The following is a 22,256-nucleotide window of genomic DNA, read 5'->3' on the forward strand; positions in this document are numbered from 1 at the left end:
GCGGCCGGGGCCGCCGGTCAGCCGTCCGCGAGGACGTCGTCGGAGTCCATCCGCCGCAGCTCGCGCACGAGCAGGGCGACGCCGGTGGCGATGGCGGCGGCCGACACGGCCGCGTCCAGCAGGCGCAGCTTGTCGCCCTCGCCGCGGGCCTCCCTCGCCTGCTTCGCGACGCTCACCGCGCCGAAGAGGGTGGTGCCGATGGACAGGTAGGTGCCGGGCTTGGACTTCTTAAAGTTCTTCGCCTTGTTCAGCTTGCCACTCACAGCGACGGTGCCTCCTCGAGCAACGGGTGACCCCAACGTGCCTGGTAGGCGGACTCGACGGCCGCACCGACACGGTAGAGACGGTCATCGGCCAGGGCGGGGGCGATGATCTGGAGCCCCACCGGGAGCCCGTCCTCGTCGGCCAGCCCGCACGGAATCGACATGGCGGAGTTGCCGGCCAGGTTGGACGGGATGGTGCACAGGTCCGCGAGGTACATCGCCATCGGGTCGTCGGCGCGCTCGCCGATCGGGAAGGCGGTGGTCGGCGTGGTCGGCGAGACGATCACGTCCACCTCGCCGAAGGCCCGCTCGAAGTCCCGCGTGATGAGGGTGCGGACCTTCTGCGCGCTGCCGTAGTACGCGTCGTAGTAGCCGGAGCTGAGCGCGTAGGTGCCCAGCATCACGCGGCGCTTGACCTCGTCACCGAAGCCGGCCTCGCGGGTGAGCGCGGTGACCTGCTCGGCGGAGTGCGTGCCGTCGTCGCCGACCCGCAGCCCGTACCGCATCGCGTCGAAGCGGGCCAGGTTGGAGGAGCACTCCGAGGGGGCGATGAGGTAGTACGCGGCGAGCGCCTTGGTGAAGGAGGGGCAGGAGAGCTCGACGACCTCGGCGCCCAGCTCCTTCAGCAGCTCGACGGAGTCGTGGAAGCGGGCCATCACGCCCGCCTGGTAACCCTCGCCGCTGAACTCCTTGACGACGCCGACCCGCAGGCCCTTCACGCTGCCGCCCTGCGCGCCCTCCTTCGCCGCCGCGACCACGTCGGGCACCGGCTGGTCGATGGAGGTGGAGTCGCGCTCGTCGTGCCCGGCGATGACCGAGTGCAGCAGCGCGGCGTCCAGCACCGTGCGGGCGCAGGGTCCGCCCTGGTCCAGCGAGGAGGAGAAGGCCACCATGCCGTACCGCGAGACCGCGCCGTACGTGGGCTTCACGCCGACCGTGCCGGTGACCGCGGCGGGCTGCCGGATGGAGCCGCCGGTGTCGGTGCCGATGGCGAGCGGGGCCTCGTACGAGGCGAGGGAGGCGGATGAGCCGCCGCCCGAGCCGCCCGGAATGCGGGTGAGGTCCCAGGGGTTGCCGGTCGGGCCGTACGCGCTGTTCTCCGTCGAGGACCCCATGGCGAACTCGTCCATGTTGGTCTTGCCGAGGATGACGACGTCGGCTTCCTTGAGCTTCTTCGTCACCGTCGCGTCGTACGGCGGGACCCAGCCCTCGAGGATCTTGGAGCCGACGGTGGTCGGCACGCCCTCGGTGGTGAAGATGTCCTTGAGCGCGAGCGGGACGCCGGCCAGCGGGCCGAGCTCCTCGCCGCGTGCGCGCTTCTCGTCGACCTCCTGCGCCTTGGCCAGCGCGCCCTCGCGGTCGACGTGCAGGAAGGCGTTGACCTTCTCGTCGACGGCCGCGATGCGGTCCAGGTGTGCGGTGGCGACCTCGACGGCGGAGAGCTCGCCGGTGGCGATCTTCTCCGCGGTCTCGGCCGCGGTGAGCTTGGTCAGGTCGGTCACGTCGGTCACTCCTCACCCAGGATCTGCGGCACCTTGAAACGCTGCTGCTCCTGGGCCGGGGCGCCGGCCAGCGCCTGCTCCGGGGTCAGGCCAGGGCGCACCTGGTCGGGGCGCATCACATTGGTGAGCGGCAGCGGGTGGGAGGTCGGCGGTACGTCCTCGTCGGCCACATCGGAGACGGCGGCGACCGCTCCGATGATCTCGTCGAGCTGTCCGGCGAAGTGCTCGAGCTCTTCGTCCTTCAGCTCCAGACGCGCCAGCCGGGCGAGGTGGGCGACCTCCTCGCGCGAGATGCCAGGCATGCAGCGATCCTCTGGGGGTGTGAGTTGGGCTTTCCGCCCCAATCCTATGGGGCCTCCCATCCTATGAGGACGGCCGCCGCCCACGGCGCCCCTTTTCCGGGCGGCGGGCGGCTCGCGCGCACACCTGGCGCGATATCTTGGCGGGCCGCCGTCAGGGGTCAGGGGGGATTCCGGTGAGCTCCGGTCACGACAGCGCGGGAGAGAGTACGGACGCGAGTGCGGATACGGGCGCGGGTGCGGGTGCCGGGCCGTTGCGGCCCGTGACCAGGTCCCGGCTGTACGAGCAGGTCCTCGCGCGGCTGCGGGAGCACGCCGCGGCCGCGGGGCTGCGACGGGGCGACCGGCTCCCCTCCGAACGGGAGCTGGCCGAGCGGCTCGGCGTCAGCCGCTCCTCCGTGAAGCAGGCGATCGTGGTCCTCGAAGCGCAGGATCTGGTCGAGATCCGGCACGGCGGCGGCACCTATCTGCTCAAGGACGGTCTGTACGCGGCCGCCGAACCGGTCGCGGCGCTCGCCGAACGCCGCAGGCGGCTGCCCGACGTACTGGACGCGCGCGAGGCCCTGGAGACCAAGCTCGCGGAACTCGCCGCCCTGCGCCGCACCGAGGAGGACCTGCGCGCGATCACCGCGGCCCTGGAGACCATGCGGGCGGAGAAGGAGTCGGGCGGGAACGGCGAGGAGGGCGACCGGCTCTTCCACGCGGCCGTCACGGCGGCCGCGCACAGCGAGCTGCTCGCCGAGTTCATGCGCGGGATCGCGGGGCCCATCGCCGAGAGCCGCCACGAGTCGCTGCGCGAACCGGGCCGGCCCGCGACCTCGCTCGCCCAGCACACCGCGATCGCCGGGGCGATCGGGGCCGGTGACGCGGTGGGCGCCGCCGCGGCCATGCGGGAGCACCTGGAGACCGTACGGCAGGTGCGGCTCATGGACTGGCAGCCGGACGCGGAGGGGTGACCGCCGGCGGCTGCGGCCCCGCCCCGCCCGCGTAACGCGCCCGCCACCTGCGGCACTTCGCTCCCCCAGGGCCCCAACTGCGCCTCGCGTCACGACCATTGACAGCGGTCCCACCCGCGCCGAAAGTGGACCAGCCAGTGAGCCACCCCGCGCCGTGCCCCGCCGTGCCGCGGAGTGCGGCCGGACCGGCGTACGAGGAGGCGGGCACCGTGTCACCGGAGCTGATATCCATCGCGGCGCTGGTCGCGGCCTTCGCGCTGGCGACCGTGCTGTCGGTGAACATGGGCGTGCTGGCCTTCGCCGCCGCCTTCCTGGTCGGCCGCCTGGCCGGCGGGCTCAGCGACGAGGAGATCTTCTCGGGCTTCCCCGGCGACCTGTTCGTGGTGCTGGTCGGCGTCACCTACCTGTTCGCGATAGCGCGCGCCAACGGCACGACGGACTGGCTGGTGAACCGCTCCGTACGGCTGGTCGGCGGGCGCATCGCGGTGATCCCCTGGGTGATGTTCGCGATCGGCGCCGCGCTCACCGCCATCGGCGCGGTCAGCCCCGCCGCCTGCGCGATCGTCGCGCCGATCGCCCTCGACCTCGCGCACCGCTACCGCATCAGCCCGCTGCTGATGGGCGCCATGGTGGTGCACGGCGCGCAGGCGGGCGCGTTCTCGCCGATCAGCGTGTACGGCACGATCGTGAACGGCGTGGTCGCCAAGAACCACCTGCCCGGCAGCCCGCTGGTGCTGTTCCTGGGCACGCTGGTGGTCAACACCCTGATCGCGGTCGTCGTCTACGTACTCTTCGGCGGGCTGAGGCTGCGGCGCGGCGCGGGCGTGCCGGACAGCGCGGGCAATGCGGGGACGGGCGCAGACGCCGATGCGGGGGCCGACGCTCCTGCCCCGGAAGCCGGGCGCCTCACCCGGGACCGCGCGCTCACCCTCCTCGGGCTCGGCGTGCTGGTCGCCGGGGCGCTCGTCTTCGACCTCGACGTGGGTCTGCTGGCGCTCACCATCGCCGTGGTGCTCGGCCTGGTCTCGCCCTCCACCAGCCGCAGAGCGCCGTCCGAGGTGGCCTGGCCGACCGTGCTGCTGGTCTGCGGCGTGCTCACGTACGTCGCCGTGCTGGAGACCATGGGCACCATCGACTACGCCGGGCACGCCGTCGCCGGGGTGGGCATCCCGCTCCTCGCGGCGCTGCTGCTCTGCTACATCGGCGCCGTGGTCTCCGCCTTCGCCTCCTCGACCGCGCTGCTCGGCGCGCTGATCCCGCTCGCCGTCCCGTTCCTGCGGGACGGGAGCGTGGGCGCCGTGGGGATGGTGACCGCGATCGCCGTGGCCGCGACGGTGGTGGACGTCAGCCCGTTCTCCACCAACGGCGCGATCGTCCTCGCCAACACCAGGAGCGCCGAACGGGACGCCGTGTACCGGCAGTTGCTGCTCTACGGGGGCGCCGTGGTGGCCGTGGTCCCCCTGTTCACCTGGCTGGCCTTCGTCCTCCCGGCGTGACGCCCGGCCCTGCTCCCGGCCCTTCGCCCCGTACCCGGTCGACGTTCCGCACCCTCGGAAGGAGCACCGCATGCCGCAGGACGCGAGCCGCAGGAGCTTTCTCGGTACGGCGGGCGCGCTCGGCGCCGGGCTCGCCGTCGGCGCGCCGGGCCCGGCCGCGGCCGCGGGTGGACCGGGCGCCGCCGTACCGGGTACGGAGAACGCGGAGTCCCCGCACCCCAAGGAGCCCCGCATGACCCCGCACTCCCCCGTACCCGGCCCCGAGCCCGAGGGCGCGGCGGCCCTCGACGCGCTGGCGCTCTCCCGCGCGATCAGGCGCCGCGAGGTGTCCTGCGCCGAGGTCATGACCGCGTACCTCGACCACGTCGAGCGCGCCAACCCGCGCGTGAACGCGCTGGTCGGGCTGCGGGACCGGGAGTCCTCGATGGCGGAGGCCGAGGAGCGCGACCGGCAGCTCGCGCGCGGCGAGTACCTGGGCTGGATGCACGGCCTCCCGCACGCCGTGAAGGACCTGGCGGCGGCCGAGGGCCTGCCCTGGACCGAGGGTTCTCCGCTCTACAAGGACCGCATCGCGGACCACGACGACCTGCACGTACGGCGCATCAAGGCGGCCGGCGCGATCGTCATCGGCAAGACCAACGCGCCCGAATGGGGACTGGGTTCGCAGACGTACAACCCGGTCTGGGGCACCACGGGCAACGCCTACGACCCGGAGCGCACGGCGGGCGGCAGCAGCGGCGGCGCGGCCTGCGCGCTGGCGACGCGGATGCTGCCGGTCGCCGACGGCAGCGACTACATGGGCTCGCTGCGCAACCCGGCCGCCTTCAACAACGTCTACGGCCTGCGCCCCACCTGGGGCCGGGTGCCCGCGCCCGGGTTCGTGGCGCAGCTCGGGGTGGCGGGCCCGATGGCCAGGACCGTTCCCGAACTCGCCGCGCTGCTGGGCGTGATGGCGGGGCCCGACGCGGGCTCCCCGCTGGGCCTCCCGGACGACCCGCGCCTCGGGGAGCGTCCTGAGCGCCGGGACTTCTCCGGTACGCGGATCGCCTGGGCCGGCGACTGGAACGGGCGGCTGCCCATGGAACCCGGCGTCCTCGATGTGTGCGAGCGGTCCTTCGGGCCGCTGCGCGCGCTGGGCTGCGAGATCGAGGAGGCGCTGCCGGACTTCTCCCTCGACGAGATCTGGCAGACGTTCCTGACCTGGCGCTGGTGGGACAACCTCAGCCTGAACGCGCTGTACGAGGACCCCGCGAAGCGGCGTCGGCTGAAGCCCGAGGCGGTGTGGGAGGTCGAGCACGGGCGGGAGCTCGGCGCGCTGGACGTCCAGCGCGCGGTGGAGGCGCGTGACCGGTACTACGCGTCCGTGCTGCAGCTCCTGGACACGTACGACTTCGTCCTGGCGCCCTCGGCGCAGGTGTTCCCCTTCGACAAGGCGGTGCACTGGCCCGGGGAGATCGCTGGGCGTGCGATGGACACCTACCACCGCTGGATGGAGACGGTCGCTCCCTGGTCCCTGACGGGCCTCCCGTCCCTGGCCATGCCAGCCGGCTTCGACGCCCGGGGCCTCCCGATGGGAGTCCAGGTGATCACCCGCCACGCGGGAGAACGCGACCTGTTGCAACTGGCCCTGGCGTACGAGACCGCCCGCTGAAAACCGCCGACGGCCCCCGTACGGGGTTGCTTCCCGCTGCGGCGGGATTCGGGTGGGTGGTTGCGCCCGACTGGTGAGTTACGGCCCGGCCTACGACGCTCCGCGCCTCCGGCCGAGCCTCGCTCTGGTCTGCGGCGTCCCCGGATGACGCACGAACGAGCCGTCGCGCCACGCTGCTGGGTCCGCGCCCCGCGTCTCGCTGCGGGCAGCGGCTTCCGTGCGGGCCTCTCTACTCCCTACGAGCTGTGGGCATTCGTTCCGCAGGGGCGGAACGGGTGGGCACAGCGGACCGCAGCCCCAAGCGCCAGCGCCCCCGCACCCAACGGGGCCCGGGGCGAAGCCCCGCTACTCCGCCGTGGCGGACACCGACGTGCCCGCCTCGGGACTCCAGGCGCGGACGCCGTTCCCGTTGACCCCGTCACCGGGCGCAACCCCATTCCGCGCCCGGAGCCAAGCCGTCGTCTCGCCGGGCGGCATAGCAGCGGCCACCAACCACCCCTGCACCGCGTCACACCGCAGATCCCGCAGCCGCTCCCACGTCTCGTCGTCCTCGACGCCCTCGGCGACCACCAACAGCCCCAGGGAATGGGCGAGATCGACCGTGCAGCGCACGATCTCCGCGTCCTCGGTGTCCACCGCCAGCCGCGCCACGAAGGACCGGTCGATCTTCAACTCGCTGACCGGCAGCCGCCGCAGGTGGACGAGGGACGAATACCCGGTACCGAAGTCGTCCAGCGACATCTTCACGCCGTGCCCGGTCAGCCCGGCCAGCGTGTCGGCCGCCTGCTGCGGGTCCTCCAGCAGCACGTGCTCGGTGATCTCCAACTGGAGCGCGCCCGCCGGAACCCCGTGCCGCGCGAGACGAGCGGCGATCGCCCCGGCGAAGCCCGGCGAATACACGTCACGCGGCGAGACGTTCACCGCGACCGGCACGGTGAGCCCGGCGGCGCGCCAGCGCGCGATCTGCGCGAGGGCCGTCTCCAGCACGTACTCGGTCAGCCGCGGCATGAGACCAGACGTTTCTGCAATCGCGATGAACTCGTCCGGAGGGACCCGGCCCCGCTCGGGGTGCACCCACCTGACCAGGGCCTCCAGGCCCGCGACCGCGCCGTCGAAGCGGACCTTCGGCTGGTAGTGCAGCTCGACCTCGCCCGCGTCCAGCGCGCGCCGCAGGTCGGCCAACAGGCCCAGCCGGTCGGGGGTGTTGCCGTCCCGCGTCGCCTCGTACACCTCGACGCCGGAGCGCTCCCGCTTCGCCTCGTACATCGCCACGTCGGCGCGGCGCAGCAGGCCCTCGGCCTCGCGCGCGTGCTCGGGGAAGACCGCGACGCCCGCGCTGGCCTCCAGCACCAGCGTCAGGCCGTCCAGGTCGAGCGGCGAGCTCAGCGCGGAGACCAGCGCCCTGGCCACCCGCTGCGCGCTGGTCGTGGAGTCGGCGACCGGCAGCAGCACGGCGAACTCGTCGCCGCCGAGCCGCGCGGCCTCGGCGCCCCGGGGCAGCGCCGTGCGCAGGCGCTCGGCTATCTGCAACAGCAGCCGGTCGCCCGCGAGATGGCCCAGGGTGTCGTTCACCGAACGGAACCGGTCCAGGTCGATCAGGACCAGCGCCGCGCGGTCGCCGGTGCGGTCGGCCTCGTCCAGCGCCGACCACGTACGCTCCAGCAGCCACTGCCGGTTGGGCAGCCCGGTGAGCGGGTCGCGGAGCTGCTCCTCCGCGCGGATGCGGGCGATCCACAGCGTGGAGTCGAGCGCGATCAGGGGCACGGCGAACAGCGGGAGCAGCAGCGGCATCGCGTCCGCCACCACCGCGATCAGCGGCGAGATGCCCAGCAGCGCGAGGCCCACCATGCCGTGCCGGAGCAGCCCGGTGCGCACCGCCGTGGGCACCCCCGCGCCGCGTGGCGGGAAACCACTGGTGCGCGGGTGGAAGCAGAACCACAGCAGCACCCGCGTGACGAGCAGATACGCGGCGGCGCCCAGCACCACGGCGGGCACCGCCCACAGTCCCCACGTCTCCGGTCTCCAGGGCGACTCCACCGTGGGACGGCAGCCGAACGCGGTGAGCACCAGGGCCGCGGCCCCGATGCCGAGGATGTCCACCGCTCCGTGCACCACGGCCTGCCGCCAGTGGTGCCGGCGCGCTGCGCCGACCAGCAGCACCACCGAGAGGCTGACCAGCACGGCGGGGACCCAGCCGAAGAGCAGCAGGATCGCCAGGGTGAGGGTGGCGCCGGAACCGGTGCCGCTCCACCATCTGTCCCTGCCGAGCGCCACCAGGTGCCCGACGATGATGCCGGTGAGGACCGCGAAGGACCAGCCGACCGCCGAGTCGGGGAACAGCGCGTTCCCCCCGCTCAGCACCCGGAAGACGCCGACCGCGAGGGCGAGGCCCGCGACGGCCACGACGGCGGCCGGCAGCCCCGGCACCCGCAGTGCGGCGGCACGCTGAAGCCGGGACATCTCCTCGGCGCCCGCACCGGACGTGCTCGTGCTCGTACCCATCGCTTGATATGTGCCCGTGGCAGTGGGCGAGTACGTGCCCGATCGCGCAGAACCCTTGCCGCCACGCATACGCCGCGCCCCCGCGGAGGACAGGCGGGAGTACAAGGGGCGCCCGCCCCCGGGGGTTTCCTGCATGCCCGTCCCTCTCGCTGCCGTTCACTGGCGGCGCCCGTCCTCGCCACGACAGGCTCCGTCTTCAACAGTAGGCCGCACACGGCTGCCAGGGGCAGCGATCCGCCGGTGTAGCACCGATGCGATCCGGCCGATATTGGCCAACTCACCTACGGTGTACGGGCGATGTGATAGTCCCGTGAGGAACCGGGAACGGAACAGCGGCGCAGACGTGCGGAATCGGTGCCGCACGCCGCGCCGCCCCCGCTCACTCCGCCGCGTCCTCCGGCGGGTTGACGGCGCGCTCCCTGGCCGCGTCCGGACCCTCGTCCAGCAGAACGGCGAGGCCGTCGTCGTCCAGAATCGGCACCTTCACCTGGACCGCCTTGTCGTATTTCGAGCCGGGATTGTCACCCACGACCACAAAACCGGTCTTCTTCGAAACCGACCCGGTGACCTTGGCGCCCCGCTCCTGGAGCGCGGCCTTGGCGGCGTCCCGGGTGTACGTCGCGAGGGTGCCGGTGACCACGACCGTGATCCCCTCCAGCGGGCGCGGCCCCTCCTCGCCCGTGGACTCCTCCTCCATGCGCACCCCGGCGGCCCGCCAGCGCTCCACGATCCGGCGGTGCCAGTCCTCCGCGAACCACGCCTTGAGCGAGGCCGCGATGGTGGGCCCGACGCCCTCGGTCGCGGCGAGGGTCTCCTCGTCGGCCTCGGCGATCCTGTCCAGCGAGCGGAACTCGCGGGCCAGCGCCTCGGCCGCCACGGGCCCGACGTGCCGGATCGACAGGCCGGTGATGATGCGCGCGAGGGGGCGCTCCTTGGCCGCCGCGATGTTCTCCAGCATGGCCGTGGCGTTCTTGCGCGGGGTGCCCTGCTGGTTGGTGAAGGGCGTGGCGATCTTCTCCTCGCCCGTCTCCGGGTCCCGCTTGGGCAGACCGCTGTCCTGGTCGACCACGTACGCCTTGATGGGGAGGAGGTCCTCGACGGTCAGGTCGAAGAGCCCGCCCTCGTCCTTGAGCGGCGGCTCGGAGGGCTCCAGGGGCTGGGTGAGCGCGGAGGCCGCCACGTACCCGAAGTGCTCGATGTCCAGGCACTTGCGCCCGGCCAGATAGAACAGCCGCTCCCTCAACTGCGCCGGACAGGAGCGGGCGTTGGGGCACCGGAGGTCGATGTCGCCCTCCTTCATGGGGCGCAGCTCGGTGCCGCAGTCCGGGCAGTGCGAGGGCATCTCGAACTCGCGCTCGCTGCCGTCCCGCAGGTCGGCGACCGGCCCCAGGATCTCCGGGATCACGTCGCCGGCCTTGCGCAGCACCACAGTGTCCCCGATGAGGACGCCCTTGGACTTCACGACCTCCTGGTTGTGCAGGGTGGCGAACTCGACCTCGGAGCCGGCGACGGTGACGGGCTCGACCACCGCGTACGGCGTGACGCGTCCGGTGCGGCCGACGCCGACGCGGATGTCCACCAGCTTCGAATTGACCTCTTCCGGCGGATACTTCCAGGCGATGGCCCAGCGCGGCGCGCGCGAGGTGGAGCCGAGGCGGCCCTGGAGCCGGATCTCGTCCACCTTCACCACCACGCCGTCGATCTCGTGCTCGACGGAGTGCCGGTGCTCGCCGTAGTACGCGATGAAGTCGCGCACGCCCTGGACACCGTCGACCACCCTGGCGTGCGGGGTGGTGGGCAGGCCCCACTCGCTGAGCAGGTCGTACGCCTCCGAGAGCCGGGCGCCGCGCTGGTCGGTCCCGTCGGCGAAGCCCTCGCGGGCCCCGATGCCGTGCACCACCATGTGCAGCGGGCGGGTCGCGGTGACCTTGGGGTCCTTCTGGCGGAGCGAACCCGCCGCCGCGTTGCGCGGGTTGGCGAAGGGCTTCTCGCCCGCCTCGACCAGCCGCTTGTTCAGCTCCTCGAAGCGCTCCATCGGGAAGAAGACCTCGCCGCGCACCTCGACGAGCTCCGGCACACGCTCGCCCGTCAGCCGCTCGGGGATGTCCGCGATGGTGCGGACGTTGGGCGTGATGTCCTCGCCCGTGCGGCCGTCGCCGCGGGTGGCGGCGCGGGTGAGGCGGCCGTGCTCATAGGTGAGGTTGACCGCGAGGCCATCGATCTTGAGCTCGCACAGGAAGTGGTAGGGCACGCCCTCCAGTTCGCGTGCGATCCGGTCGGCCCACTCCCCCAGCTCCTCGTCGTCGAAGGCGTTGTCCAGCGAGAGCATCCGCTCGCGGTGCTCGACCTCGGTGAACTCCGTCTCGTACTGCCCCGCGACCTTCTGGGTCGGCGAATCCGCGGTGACCAGCTCCGGGTGCTCTGCCTCGACGCCCTCCAGCTCCCGCAGCAGCCTGTCGAACTCGGCGTCGCTGACGACCGGCGCGTCCTTGACGTAGTACCGGAAGCGGTGCTCCTCGATCTGCTCCGCCAGTCGCTGATGCCTCTCCCGCGCCTCCGCGGGCACCGTCTGCTGCGCCTGCTGCTGACCAGCCACCGTCTCGTCCATCCTTCCCGTCACTCAGGGTTGTCAGCGAGAGATCTCGCGGCCCGGACGCAGTGGGCGAGCACCGCACGCGCGTACGCGGGCGAGGCGCCGGCGAGACCGCACGCCGGGGTGACCACCACGGATTCCGGGAGGAGCTCCGGGGACAGCCCGATCCTGCGCCACAGCGACCTGACTCCTCCGACGCTACCGGCCGGGTCCGACAATTCGGCGGCGTCGGCGCCGTCACCGGGCACGACGCCCGTGAACAGCGCCGTTCCGCCCTCGACCGCCTCGCCGACGGCCTCGTACAGCTCCGCGTCCTCACGCTCGGTGAGCACCCGCGCGTCCAGCGAGATGCCCGCGGCGCCCGCCCTCCTCAGCAGCCGCACCGGCACCTCGCGCGCGCACGAGTGCACCACGCTCGGCCCGTCGTGCACGGCCATCAGGTCGCGCAGCGCCCCCTCGGCCACGGCCCGGTCGACCGCGGCGTGGGTGCGGTACCCGCTCGCGGTCTTCACGCTCCCGCGCAGCACCCGGTCCAGCAGCGGCTCGTCGAGCTGGAGCACCACGCGCGCGCCCGGCACCCGGCGGCGCAGCTCGGCGAGGTGCCCCGAGAGGCCCTCGGCGAGCGAGGCCGCCAGGTCGCGGCAGGCGCCGGGGTCGCCGAGCATGGCCTCGCCGTTGCGCCGCTCCAGGGTGGCGGCCAGGGTCCAGGGGCCGACGGCCGACACCTTCAGCGCGCCCTCGTAGCCCTGCGTGAACTCCTCCAGCGCGTCGAGGTCTTCGCGCAGCCAGGCGCGCGCCCTGCGGGTGTCCCTGCCGGGCCGGTCGCTGATCCGCCAGCCGCTCGGCTCCAGGTGCGCGTACAGCTCGCTGAGCAGGCCGACGGTGCGGCCCGTCATGTCGGCGCCGGGCCCGCGCGCGGGCAGCTCGGGCAGGTACGGGAAGGACTCCAGGGAGCCCGTGACGGTCTTGGCCGCCTCCCGCGCGTCCTCACCCGGCATCGAGCCTATGCCGGTCGCGGCCGCGCGGGGCCAGGGGAACTTCCGTGCGTTGTCGGTCACTTGGCGCAGGCTCCTCAGCCGCCGGGCCGTACGGACAGATCGGTCACCTCGGTGCCGCGGGGCAGGTCGAGGGCGGTGAGCAGGGTCTCCGCGACGGCGTCGACGGAGGCGTACTTGCCCGGGTCGTACTCCTTGCCCTCCTGCCGGTGCACCTTCTCCTGCATGGGCGTGGCGGTGCGGCCCGGGTAGACGGAGGTGACGCGGATGCCGTTGCCGCCCTCCTCGGCGCGCAGCGAGTCGGCGAGCGCCTTGAGGCCGTGCTTGCTCGCGGCGTACGCGCTCCACTCCGGGTTGGCGCGCAGCCCGGCGCCGGAGTTGGCGAACAGGACGTGGCCGCGTGCCAGCCGGAGCTGCGGCAGCAGCAGGCGGGTCAGCTCGGCGGGCCCCACGAGGTTGGCGGCGAGGGTGTTCTGCCAGACCTTGGTGCTGGTCTCGCCCACGGTGCCGAGCTCGACGACGCCCGCGATGTGCTGGAGCGAGTCCAGCCGCTCGGGGAGTTCCTGCTGGTCGAGGGCCCAGGAGAGCCGGTCGGGCTCGCCCAGGTCGCCGACCACGGTGCGGGCGCCCTCGAAGCGCTCGGCGAGCTCCTTGGCGCGGCCGGCGTTGCGGGCCAGCAGCCAGATGTCATCGCCCCGGTCGAGGAGCCGCTGCGCGAGCACGGCACCGATGCCGGAGCCCGCGCCGGTGATCAGATGTGTAGCCATGCCTCAATGTTCTCGCACGCCACGGGGTGTGCGGCGACCGCCCGGCCCGCCGTGCGGAGAGATCACCGCAGCGCGCGCTCAGCCCGCTTCCAGCAGCTCCAGCGCCTGCCGCCCGTCGTCGGCGAAGGACACCAACTCACCGAGCGGGATGGGGAGGAAGCCGTCCTCCTCCATGCGGGCGAGCTGCCACTTCAGGCCGTCGTAGTAGCCGGCCGTGTTGAGCAGGACGACCGGCTTGGAGTGCATGCCGTGCTTCTTCAGCTCCAGGATCTCGGTGGCCTCGTCGAGGGTGCCGGTGCCGCCGACCATCACCACGATCGCGTCGGCGCGCTCCAGGAGCTGCGCCTTGCGCTCCGCGAGGTCCGCCGTGATCACCATCTCGTCGGCGCCCGCGCGTGCCTTCGCCGCCAGGAACTCCACGGAGATCCCGACCAGTCGGCCGCCACTGCCCTGCACACCGTCGGCCAGCACCTTCATCAGCCCCGTGTCGGAGCCGCCCCACACCAGGGTGTGCCCCCTCTTCCCGAGGAGTTCGGCGAACTCCCTCGCGGGTCCGGTGTATGTCTCGGAGAGGTCGGCGGCGGAGCAGAAGACACAGACATTGGCCATGACCAGCACTGTATGCGGCGGGTCCGCACACGCCGCGAGGGGGCGCCGCCCCGTGGACGGCGCCCCCTCCTCAGCGGGTCGCGCGGCGCGCCTCAGCGCGCGGGCCTCACCGCTTGAAGTGGAAGATGCCCCAGGTGAGCCGGCCGGCCTTGCCGCCGTCCACCCAGTGGTTGAGGCCCTTCTTCATGTTGGTCAGGTACTCGTTGCTGACCTTGCGCTCCAGACCGCGGCCCTCCTGCGCCTCGGTCTCCTGGAGTACGCGGCCGTAGTGGTTGATCAGCTGCTGCCTGTGGTCCTCGAAGCCGTTCTTCACACCCTTGCCGCCCTGGGCGGTGAAGCCGAGCCGCTTCAGCTCCTTCTGGTAGAAGCCGGGCGAGCCCATGTCGTCCAGGTGTATTCGGTCCAGGATCGGCTGCAGCTCCGAGACGTCAGCGCCGTCGGCGGCCATCGGGTCGGTGAAGACGAGCTGGCCGCCGGGCTTGAGGACCCTGGCGATCTCCTCCAGGACCCGCAGCCGGTTGCCGCTGTGCAGGAACGCGTCCTGCGACCACACGACGTCCACGCTGTCGTCCTCGTACGGGATCTCCTCGAAGGAGCCGTCCACGACCTCGATCTTGTCGGTGAGGCCGCGGATGGAGTTCATCTCCCGGTTGCGCTGGTTCTCCACCTCGCTCAGGTTCAGGCAGCGGACCGTGCAGCCGTGCGTCTCGGCCAGGTACCGCGCCGAGCCGCCGTAGCCGGCGCCCAGGTCGAGGACGACGTCGTCCTTGCCCAGGCCGAGCCTGCCCGCCATCCGCTCGACGGTCCTGCGGCTCGCGTCCGCGATGGGCTCGCTGTCGCTCTCGTACAGGCCGACGTGGATGTCCTCGCCACCCCACACGGAGTGGTAGAAGGTGTCGGCGTCGTGCGAGTTGTAGTAATCGCGGGCGGTGCTGACCGACGCGGAGTAGCCGGTCTCCTCCTCATCCGCGCGGTACTCCTTCTCCGCGACGTGGATGAAGAAGTCCGGTGCCTCGCCGGCCTCGGCGTCGCTCTGGTCGAAGTCCCCGTACGTGTCGATGTGCTGGAAGCCCACATCCGACATGAGCTTCCGGGTGTAGTCCTTCCGCAACGGGAACATGTTGAGGAAGTACTCCTGACCGTCGGAGAAGCGGTACCGCATGCGGCACAGCCCCTCGTCGACGTGCGCGGGCGCGACGTCCACGTCCTGCCCGGCGTATACGTTGTGCTTGCTCTTGTACCCCTCGTCCAGCATCAGGTCGTAGTTGCGCTGATCGAGGATGAGGATGCCGTCGTGCTTCAGCATCGCGTAGAACTCGGCCAGCGCCTTGCGCCGGTCTCGCTCGGAGAACAGGTGAGTGAAGGAGTTGCCGAGGCAGACGATGGCGTCGTACTCACCGTGGACGTCACGGTTGAGCCAGCGCCAGTCGGCCTGGACGACCCGCAGGATGTGACCGCCGTGCTTGCTGCCGTTCTCGAACGCCTGGGACAGCATCTCTGCGCTGCCGTCCGCACTCACGGTCTCGAAGCCGGCCTCCAGCAGTCGCACCGAGTGGAACCCGGTCCCCGTCGCGACGTCGAGAACGCTCCTCACCCCCCGCTGACGCAGCAGGTCGATGAAGAAGTTGCCTTCGCTCTTGGCGCGTCCTTCCCAGTCGATGAGTGCGTCCCACTTCTCGACGAAGGTGGGGACGTACTCCTCGGTGTAGTGCCCGGTGTCCCGGACCTCGACGGGGTTGTCTCCAAACTCCTGTGCCGGTCGCGCGGTAATGACGAAACCTCCAGTTACTGAGACGGTGGCCTACGGCGCGGCCACCCAGGACGCCTCGTCAGCAAGTCAGGGACCGCGCACGGACTCCAGCGCATAGCTATCCAGAGGGACGGGATCTATGCCACCAACTCCCCAGGTCAGCCGTAATCTTGACGTCAAAAGCGCTCCCGACCAGCACTTTCTCCGTTCGAGATTCCTCAGGGCCGCCGCATACCCATAACTGGACGTTCGGTATGCTGCGCTCCCAGCACGACAAATCGGCACACCACGCACCGAAGTACGGCGAGTCCATATGGCAAAGAGCAACTCGTTCAGCACCGGCGACATCGGCATAGATCTCGGCACCGCCAACACCCTGGTCTACGCACGCGGTCGCGGCGTCATCCTCAACGAACCCTCCGTGGTGGCGGTCGACTCCACCACCGGCAAGGTCCTCGCCGTCGGTTCCGAGGCGAAGGCCGCGGTGGGCCGCACCCCCGGCACCATCACCGCGACCCGTCCGCTGAAGGGCGGCGTGGTCACCGACTTCGAGGCCACCGAGCGGATGCTGCGGCACTTCATCCGCTCGGCGCGGGGCAGCCGCGGCAAGCGCTCACCCCGTGTCGTGGTCTGCGTACCCAGCGGCGTGACCGGCGTGGAGCGGCGCGCCGTCCTGCAGACCGCCTCCCGCGCGGGGGCGCGCTCCGTGCACCTCATCGAGGAGCCGATGGCGGCCGCCATCGGCGCGGGGCTGCCCGTGCACGAGGCGCACGGCTCGATGGTGGTGGACATCGGCGGCGGCTCCACCGAGATCGCCATCCTGTCGCTGGGCGGCATCGTGGCCTCGCACTCGGCGCGGATCGCCGGCGACGCGCTGGACACGGCGATCGCCTCGTACATAGAGGAGTCCCACGCGATCGCCGTCGGCGAGCGCACGGCCGAGGACATCAAGCTGTCCCTCGGCGACTCCGACGGCGCTCCCGTGCAGGTGCGCGGCCGCGACCGGCACACGGGCATGCCCAAGACGGTGGAGCTGACCACCGAGGAGGTGCTGGAGGCGGTCGAGAAGCCGGTCCGCTCCATCACCGACGCGGTCCGCGCCGCCTTCGACGGCTGCCCGCCCGAGCTGTACGGCGACATCATGGAACGCGGCATCGTCCTCACCGGCGGCGGCGCCCTCCTCCACGGCCTGGACCGCCGCCTGGCGGAGGAGACGGGCATGCCGGTGGTAGTGGCCGAAGACCCCTTGGGCTGCGTGGCCTTGGGGACGGGCCGCTGCCTGGAGGAATACGACAAACTGGAAACGGCTTTCAGCTCACCGGCCGCCTAGCCGTGCCACCACGGCTGCGCGCAGTCGGAACCGCACCCGCGAGCGCAAACCGCCCCCGCACCCAACCCGGGCGCGGGGGCGACTTCATGAGACCTCACGCAGGCTGCGCCGCCCGCTCGGTCGACGCGATCGTCGCGGACCCCACGACCCGCGTCCCGTCGTACAGCACGATCGCCTGCCCCGGCGCGACGCCCCGCTCAGGCACGTCGAAGCGGACCCGCAGCTCTCCCTCCGAGGTGACCTCGGCCGTCACCTCGGACTCCGCACCGTGCGCACGCAGTTGAGCGGTGAAACGCCCCTCCCCCACCGGAGGCGTCCCGCACCACCGCGGCTTGACCGCCGTCAGCGCGGACACGTCCAGCGAGGCCGCAGGACCCACCGTCACCGTGTTGTCGACCGGCGAAATGTCCAGCACATAGCGTGGCTTGCCGTCCGGCGCCGGGCGGCCGAGCCGCAGCCCCTTGCGCTGGCCGATGGTGAAGCCGTACGCGCCCTCGTGCGTGCCCAGGCGCTCGCCCGACTCGTCCACGATGTCGCCCTCGGCCTTGCCGAGCCGGTCCGCGAGGAAGCCCTGCGTGTCACCGTCGGCGATGAAGCAGATGTCGTGGCTGTCGGGCTTCTTGGCGACCGCGAGCCCGCGCCGCTCGGCCTCGGCGCGGATCTCGTCCTTGGTGGTGAGGGTGTCGCCGAGGGGGAACAGGGCGTGCGCGAGCTGCCGTTCGTCCAGCACGCCCAGCACGTACGACTGGTCCTTGGCCGCGTCGCTCGCCCGGTGCAGCTCGCGCGAGCCGTCCTCGCGCTCCACCACCGTCGCGTAGTGCCCGGTGCACACCGCGTCGAAGCCCAGCGCCAGCGCCTTGTCCAGCAGCGCCGCGAACTTGATCTTCTCGTTGCAGCGCAGGCACGGATTGGGCGTACGGCCGGCCTCGTACTCCGCGACGAAGTCCTCGACCACGTCCTCGCGGAAGCGCTCCGCGAGATCCCACACGTAGAAGGGGATGCCGATCACATCGGCGGCGCGGCGCGCGTCGCGCGAGTCCTCGATCGTGCAGCAGCCGCGTGCGCCCGTGCGGAAGGATTTCGGATTCGCCGAGAGGGCCAGGTGGACCCCGGTGACCTCGTGTCCCGCCTCGGCGGCGCGGGCCGCGGCGACGGCGGAGTCCACGCCGCCCGACATGGCGGCGAGCACCCGGAGGGGGCGGTGGGGCGTACGGGCGGCGGACGTGCTGCTGGAGGCGTCAGTCATAACGTCTCCAGGGTAGTCGGAACCGGTCCCGCGCCCGGGGGCGTTATCGCTTGCATGGAACGGATCTCCCGGCGTGCCCTCCTCCTCGGCGGCGGCACCGCCCTGGCCTTCGGCGTCGCGACGACGCTGACCTGGGATAAGAGCTCTTCTCTGTGGTGGCGGGTGCCCGGCGTCGACAAGCAGCGCACCGAGGGTGAGGTCGATCACCGGGGCGCGCGCTGGATACCGGCGTCGGCCGCCAATCTGCGCACCGCCGACCGGCCGGACGACTATGCGATCGACCGCATCGTGATCCATGTGACCCAGAGCGACTTCGCGACAGCGGTGAAGGTGTTCAAGGACCCGGTGCACCAGGCCGCCTCGCACTACGTGGTGTCCAAGGAGGGGCGCATCGTGCAGATGGCGCGCGAGCTGGACGTGGCGTACCACGCGGGCAACGTCGAGTACAACGAGCGCAGCATCGGCATCGAGCACGAGGGCTTCGTGGACCGCCCGCAGGACTTCACGGCCTCCATGTACTTCGCCTCGGCGCAGCTCGCCGCCGACATCTGCGCACGGCACGGGATCCCCGTGGACCGCACGCACATCATCGGCCACAACGAGGTGCCGGGCGCCGACCACACCGACCCGGGGCCGAACTGGGACTGGGACCACTACATGCGGCTGGTGCGCACGCAGCGCGACACGCTCGGCGACAAGGGGCAGCACCAGGGCTGACCCCCGCACCTTCCGGCCGTTTTTCCCGACAGGGCGTCGGGAACATGTTGACGCGAGGGGTCCCGCACCGCGAGAGTGCTGGGGACGTTGCTGCTCAGCGCCGGGAGGAACCAGTGACCACGCCGTTCTCGACCCTCATCAAGGAGGCGTCGGCTCAGCAGCACACCGAGGCGGAGAACTCCTCCTTCATGGGCGACATGCTCGGCGGCCGCCTCGGCCTCGACGCGTACACGCGCTACACGGAGCAGCTCTGGTTCGTCTACCGCGCCTTGGAGGAGACCGCCGGCGAGCTGGCCGACGACCCGGTGGCCGGCCCCTTCATCCGCTCCGGGCTCTTCCGCCTGCCGTCCCTGGAACGGGACTTGGCGCACCTGCACGGCGACCGCGAGGGCTGGCGCGAGGAGCTGCGCCCGCTGCCCGCGACGGCGCGGTACGCACGCCGCGTGCGCGAGGTGGCCCGCGACTGGCCCGGCGGCTACGTGGCGCACCACTACACCCGCTATCTCGGCGACCTCTCCGGCGGCCAGATCATCCGCGGCACGGCGGAGAAGACCTGGGGCTTCGCCCGCAAGGGCGACGGCGTCCGCTTCTACGTCTTCGAGGACATCGCCAACCCGGCGGCCTTCAAGCGCGAATACCGCACGGCACTGGACGAGATCGCAGCGGACGACCTGGAGAAGCAGCGCATCGTCGCCGAGTGCAGGAACGCCTTCGCGCTGAACACCGCGGTGTTCGCGGACTTGGCGGACACCTTCGCCCAATCCGCTTGAGACTGCGGGCACTCGCCCCGGAAGGAGCCCCTCAGCTCAGCCCCGCCCCCCGCGCCCGCTCCACCGCAGGACCGATCGCGTCGGCGACCGCCGTCACGTCGGACTTGCGGGACGTGTGGCCGAAGGAGAAGCGGAGGGTTCCTCGGGCCAGGGCGGGGGTTACGCCTGTGGCCAGGAGTACGTGGCTGGGCTGGGCCACCCCTGCCGTGCAGGCCGAGCCCGTGGAGCACTCGATCCCCTGCGCGTCCAGCAGCAGGAGGAGCGAGTCGCCCTCGCAGCCGGGGAAGGAGAAGTGCGCGTTCGCGGGGAGCCGCCCCGCGGGGTCGGGGTCGCCGTTCAGCACCGCGTCGGGCACCGCCGCCCGCACCGCGTCGACCAGCGCGTCGCGCAGCGCCCCCGCGTCCCGGGCGAACTCCGCGCGCCGCTCGGCCGACAGCCGCGCGGCCGTGGCGAACGCGGCGATCGCCGGCACGTCCAGCGTCCCCGAGCGCACCTCGCGCTCCTGGCCGCCGCCGTGCAGCAGCGGCACCGGGGCGTACTCGCGGCCCAGGAGCAGCGCGCCGACCCCGTAAGGACCGCCGGTCTTGTGCCCGGAGACGGTGAGCGCGGCCAGCCCGGACGCGGCGAAGTCGACCTCCACCTGGCCCACCGCCTGCACGGCGTCGGCGTGCAGGGGCACCCCGAACTCGGCGGCCGCATCGGCGAGTTCACGCACCGGCATCAGCGTGCCGATCTCGTTGTTGGCCCACATCACGGTGGCCAGCGCCACGTCGTCGGGATCGCGCGCGATGGCCTCGCGCAGGGCCTCGGCGTGCACCCGCCCGTACCCGTCGACCGGCAGCCACTCGACGGTGGCCCCCTCGTGGTCGGCCAGCCAGTGCACCGCGTCCAGCACGGCGTGGTGCTCGACGGGGCTGGCCAGCACGCGGGTGCGGCGGGGGTCGGCGGCGCGGCGCGACCAGTACAGGCCCTTGACGGCGAGGTTGTCGGCCTCGGTGCCGCCCGAGGTGAAGACCACCTCGCTGGGCCGGGCGCCGAGCGCGGCGCCCAGCGCCTCTCTCGACTCCTCCACGGCGCGGCGGGCGCGGCGCCCTGAGCCGTGCAGCGAGGAGGCGTTGCCGGTGACCGCGAGCTGCTCGGTCATCGACTGCACCGCCTCGGGGAACATCGGCGTGGTGGCGGCGTGGTCGAGGTAGGCGGAGGCGGTCGTCGGGGGCTGGGCGGTGTCGGCCATGGTTCTTCCGATTCTACGAGCAGCGGCCCGCCTCCCCCGCAGCGCCCGCAGGCCCCCGTCCGGGAGCGCGGGCCCCTGTCCGGGATCCGCCCGTGAGAGCCCCTGCTAGGGTCGGCGCCGCTCACCGGAGTGACGTACGGCACGGAAAGCGACCGGTGGGGCAGCAGTTACGGGGACAACGGGGAGGGGCGCGCAGCCATGCCGCAGATTCGGGTGCTGGGCAAGGGAGCACAGATCACGGGCGGGATCTTCGTCCTGCTCCTCGCCGCGCACACCTGGTCCTGGATCGTCTACGACCTCGCGCACCACGGCCTCGCCGACACCTGGGGCGTGTGGACGAACAGCCTCGCGCCCGACCGGTTGCCGGCCACGGTCCCCGTGACCTCGGCGACCGACCTCGGGCTCGGCGTGCTCCAGGCGGCCACCGCGTTCGCCGCGCTCTCCCGCGTACGCGCCTGTGGCGGGATGCTGGCGGCGACGACCGCGCTCACCTTCGGCTACCGGCTGCCTGTGCTGTGGCAGACGGTCATGACCAGCCCGGACGACTCCTTCTACGGTCCGCCCAAGCTCGAATACGGCGGCGACGACCTGGAGTTGGGCCTCTCCTTCGGCACCTGCCTGCTGGCGCTCCTGCTGTGCTTCGTGCTGGCGATCGTGCTGATGGCGGGCAACAGCACGTGGCCGCGCCCGGCCGCCCCCGGCCCCGGCCTCGTACCGGGCCAGGCACCGCAGCCCCTCCCCGAGGACCCGCCGCAGCGGCCCACCCCGGCAGGCGCCGCTGTAGCCGGGATCTTCCTCGCCCTGCTGGCCGTGCTGGACCTCGCGTGGATGCTGTACGTCGTCGTGCAGGGCGGCGGCCCCGGCGCGCTCTTCTCCTCCGGCCGGGGCTCCCTGGTCTCGGTGCTGTCCGTGCCCGCGTACTGGTCCTGGCTGCTGGAGTTCCTCCTCTGCGGCATCGGCGCACTGCTGGCGTTCAGCAAGCGGCTCTCGGCGCGCGGCTATGCGCTGGCCTTCGCGCTGCTCACGCTCCCCACGCTGATCACCGGCCTGTCGGGGTTCCTCAGCACCGGCGCGCTCTTCGACTTCTCCGGCCCGGCCCCCGGAGTGGCCGTGCTGGCCCACATCAGGCTGCTGGCGACGCTGGCCGGAGCGCTCGCGGTGCTGGTACTCACGGTGCGCCCCGGGGTTCCCGCCGAGCCGGGGGCGCCGGGGCCTCCGCTGTTCGGGCAGCCGCCGTTCGGTCAACCGCCCATGGGGCAGGCGCCGTTCGGGCAGCCCCCGTACGGTCAGCCGGCCGGCGCCCCCGGGGTCCCGCCGCAGCAGCCGTACGGGTCGCCCGCCGGAGCCCCGGCCCCGGGCGTGCCCGGCTACGGCTACCCGCAGCCCCCGGCCCAGCCCCCGCAGGGCCCGCCGCCGCCCCAACAGCCCCCGTCCGGCGGCGGTTTCGGGCCGCCGCCCGGGGCCTGACCGGGGCGCGACCGGGCTCGCCGCGAAGCCGCGAAGGGGCCCGGAGCCCGCGGCGGCACCCGTACGTACGGAAGCGCCGCATCCGCGGGAGGCGGCGTGCGTACGGGAA

At 72.4% G+C, this 22,256-nt stretch carries 18 protein-coding genes; 7 read left to right on the forward strand and 11 right to left on the reverse strand.

Features of this window, described 5'->3' with window-relative positions; all coding sequences use genetic code 11:
- Window positions 1-17: 17 nt before the first annotated feature.
- Genes ABEE00_RS27685 through gatC form a run of 3 tightly spaced genes read right to left on the reverse strand, consistent with a single transcriptional unit; the run spans window position 18 to window position 2,067 of the window.
- Window positions 18-263: a hypothetical protein gene (locus ABEE00_RS27685; RefSeq protein ID WP_345748424.1), complete on the reverse strand. Its 246-nt coding sequence runs from the start codon at window positions 261-263 to the stop codon at window positions 18-20.
- Window positions 260-1,765 (reverse strand): Asp-tRNA(Asn)/Glu-tRNA(Gln) amidotransferase subunit GatA, encoded by a 1,506-nt coding sequence (gene gatA / locus ABEE00_RS27690; RefSeq protein ID WP_345748425.1) that lies wholly within the window; start codon window positions 1,763-1,765, stop codon window positions 260-262. The genes ABEE00_RS27685 and gatA overlap by 4 nt, the downstream gene beginning before the upstream one ends.
- Before the next feature lie 5 nt (window positions 1,766-1,770).
- Window positions 1,771-2,067, reverse strand: coding sequence for an Asp-tRNA(Asn)/Glu-tRNA(Gln) amidotransferase subunit GatC (gene gatC, locus ABEE00_RS27695; protein WP_345748426.1), 297 nt, complete (start codon window positions 2,065-2,067; stop codon window positions 1,771-1,773).
- Window positions 2,068-2,318: 251 nt separating this feature from the next.
- Between gatC and ABEE00_RS27700 the strand changes: the two genes are divergently transcribed.
- From ABEE00_RS27700 to ABEE00_RS27710, 3 genes are all read left to right on the forward strand, one after another.
- Window positions 2,319-3,020, forward strand: coding sequence for a FadR/GntR family transcriptional regulator (locus ABEE00_RS27700; RefSeq protein WP_345748427.1), 702 nt, complete (start codon window positions 2,319-2,321; stop codon window positions 3,018-3,020).
- A gap of 209 nt (window positions 3,021-3,229) precedes the next feature.
- Window positions 3,230-4,516: an SLC13 family permease gene (locus ABEE00_RS27705; RefSeq protein WP_345748428.1), complete on the forward strand. Its 1,287-nt coding sequence runs from the start codon at window positions 3,230-3,232 to the stop codon at window positions 4,514-4,516.
- Window positions 4,517-4,586: 70 nt separating this feature from the next.
- On the forward strand, window positions 4,587-6,167 hold the full coding sequence (locus tag ABEE00_RS27710) for an amidase (protein WP_345748429.1): 1,581 nt from the start codon (window positions 4,587-4,589) through the stop codon (window positions 6,165-6,167).
- Between the two features lie 345 nt (window positions 6,168-6,512).
- Here ABEE00_RS27710 and ABEE00_RS27715 read toward each other — a convergent pair whose 3' ends face one another.
- From ABEE00_RS27715 to ABEE00_RS27740, 6 genes are all read right to left on the reverse strand, one after another.
- On the reverse strand, window positions 6,513-8,627 hold the full coding sequence (locus ABEE00_RS27715; protein ID WP_345748560.1) for a putative bifunctional diguanylate cyclase/phosphodiesterase: 2,115 nt from the start codon (window positions 8,625-8,627) through the stop codon (window positions 6,513-6,515).
- 421 nt (window positions 8,628-9,048) lie between these two features.
- Entirely contained in the window at window positions 9,049-11,265 is a 2,217-nt protein-coding gene (gene ligA / locus ABEE00_RS27720; RefSeq protein ID WP_345748430.1) for an NAD-dependent DNA ligase LigA, read from the reverse strand.
- 20 nt (window positions 11,266-11,285) lie between these two features.
- Window positions 11,286-12,320, reverse strand: coding sequence for a methionine synthase (locus ABEE00_RS27725; RefSeq protein WP_345748431.1), 1,035 nt, complete (start codon window positions 12,318-12,320; stop codon window positions 11,286-11,288).
- A gap of 14 nt (window positions 12,321-12,334) precedes the next feature.
- Entirely contained in the window at window positions 12,335-13,024 is a 690-nt protein-coding gene (locus ABEE00_RS27730; RefSeq protein WP_345748432.1) for an SDR family oxidoreductase, read from the reverse strand.
- 78 nt (window positions 13,025-13,102) lie between these two features.
- Window positions 13,103-13,633 (reverse strand): LOG family protein, encoded by a 531-nt coding sequence (locus tag ABEE00_RS27735; RefSeq protein WP_345748433.1) that lies wholly within the window; start codon window positions 13,631-13,633, stop codon window positions 13,103-13,105.
- 106 nt (window positions 13,634-13,739) lie between these two features.
- Window positions 13,740-15,404: a glycine/sarcosine N-methyltransferase gene (locus tag ABEE00_RS27740; RefSeq protein ID WP_451918683.1), complete on the reverse strand. Its 1,665-nt coding sequence runs from the start codon at window positions 15,402-15,404 to the stop codon at window positions 13,740-13,742.
- Window positions 15,405-15,696: 292 nt separating this feature from the next.
- Here ABEE00_RS27740 and mreB point away from each other — a divergent pair, with 292 nt between their 5' ends.
- On the forward strand, window positions 15,697-16,713 hold the full coding sequence (gene mreB, locus ABEE00_RS27745; RefSeq protein WP_345748435.1) for a rod shape-determining protein: 1,017 nt from the start codon (window positions 15,697-15,699) through the stop codon (window positions 16,711-16,713).
- Window positions 16,714-16,807: 94 nt separating this feature from the next.
- Here mreB and mnmA read toward each other — a convergent pair whose 3' ends face one another.
- On the reverse strand, window positions 16,808-17,959 hold the full coding sequence (gene mnmA, locus ABEE00_RS27750) for a tRNA 2-thiouridine(34) synthase MnmA (protein ID WP_345748436.1): 1,152 nt from the start codon (window positions 17,957-17,959) through the stop codon (window positions 16,808-16,810).
- A gap of 54 nt (window positions 17,960-18,013) precedes the next feature.
- On the opposite strand from mnmA, the gene ABEE00_RS27755 reads away from it, so the two are divergent.
- Window positions 18,014-18,676 (forward strand): N-acetylmuramoyl-L-alanine amidase, encoded by a 663-nt coding sequence (locus ABEE00_RS27755; protein ID WP_345748437.1) that lies wholly within the window; start codon window positions 18,014-18,016, stop codon window positions 18,674-18,676.
- Window positions 18,677-18,789: 113 nt separating this feature from the next.
- Window positions 18,790-19,446, forward strand: a complete 657-nt coding sequence (locus ABEE00_RS27760) for a biliverdin-producing heme oxygenase (RefSeq protein WP_345748438.1) — start codon at window positions 18,790-18,792, stop codon at window positions 19,444-19,446.
- Between the two features lie 31 nt (window positions 19,447-19,477).
- On the opposite strand, the gene ABEE00_RS27765 is transcribed toward ABEE00_RS27760, so the two are convergent.
- On the reverse strand, window positions 19,478-20,680 hold the full coding sequence (locus ABEE00_RS27765) for a cysteine desulfurase family protein (protein ID WP_345748439.1): 1,203 nt from the start codon (window positions 20,678-20,680) through the stop codon (window positions 19,478-19,480).
- 198 nt (window positions 20,681-20,878) lie between these two features.
- On the opposite strand from ABEE00_RS27765, the gene ABEE00_RS27770 reads away from it, so the two are divergent.
- Entirely contained in the window at window positions 20,879-22,147 is a 1,269-nt protein-coding gene (locus ABEE00_RS27770; protein WP_345748440.1) for a hypothetical protein, read from the forward strand.
- Window positions 22,148-22,256: the final 109 nt, after the last annotated feature.

It is taken from the genome of Streptomyces odontomachicola, from assembly GCF_039605595.1.
Classification (GTDB): domain Bacteria; phylum Actinomycetota; class Actinomycetes; order Streptomycetales; family Streptomycetaceae; genus Streptomyces.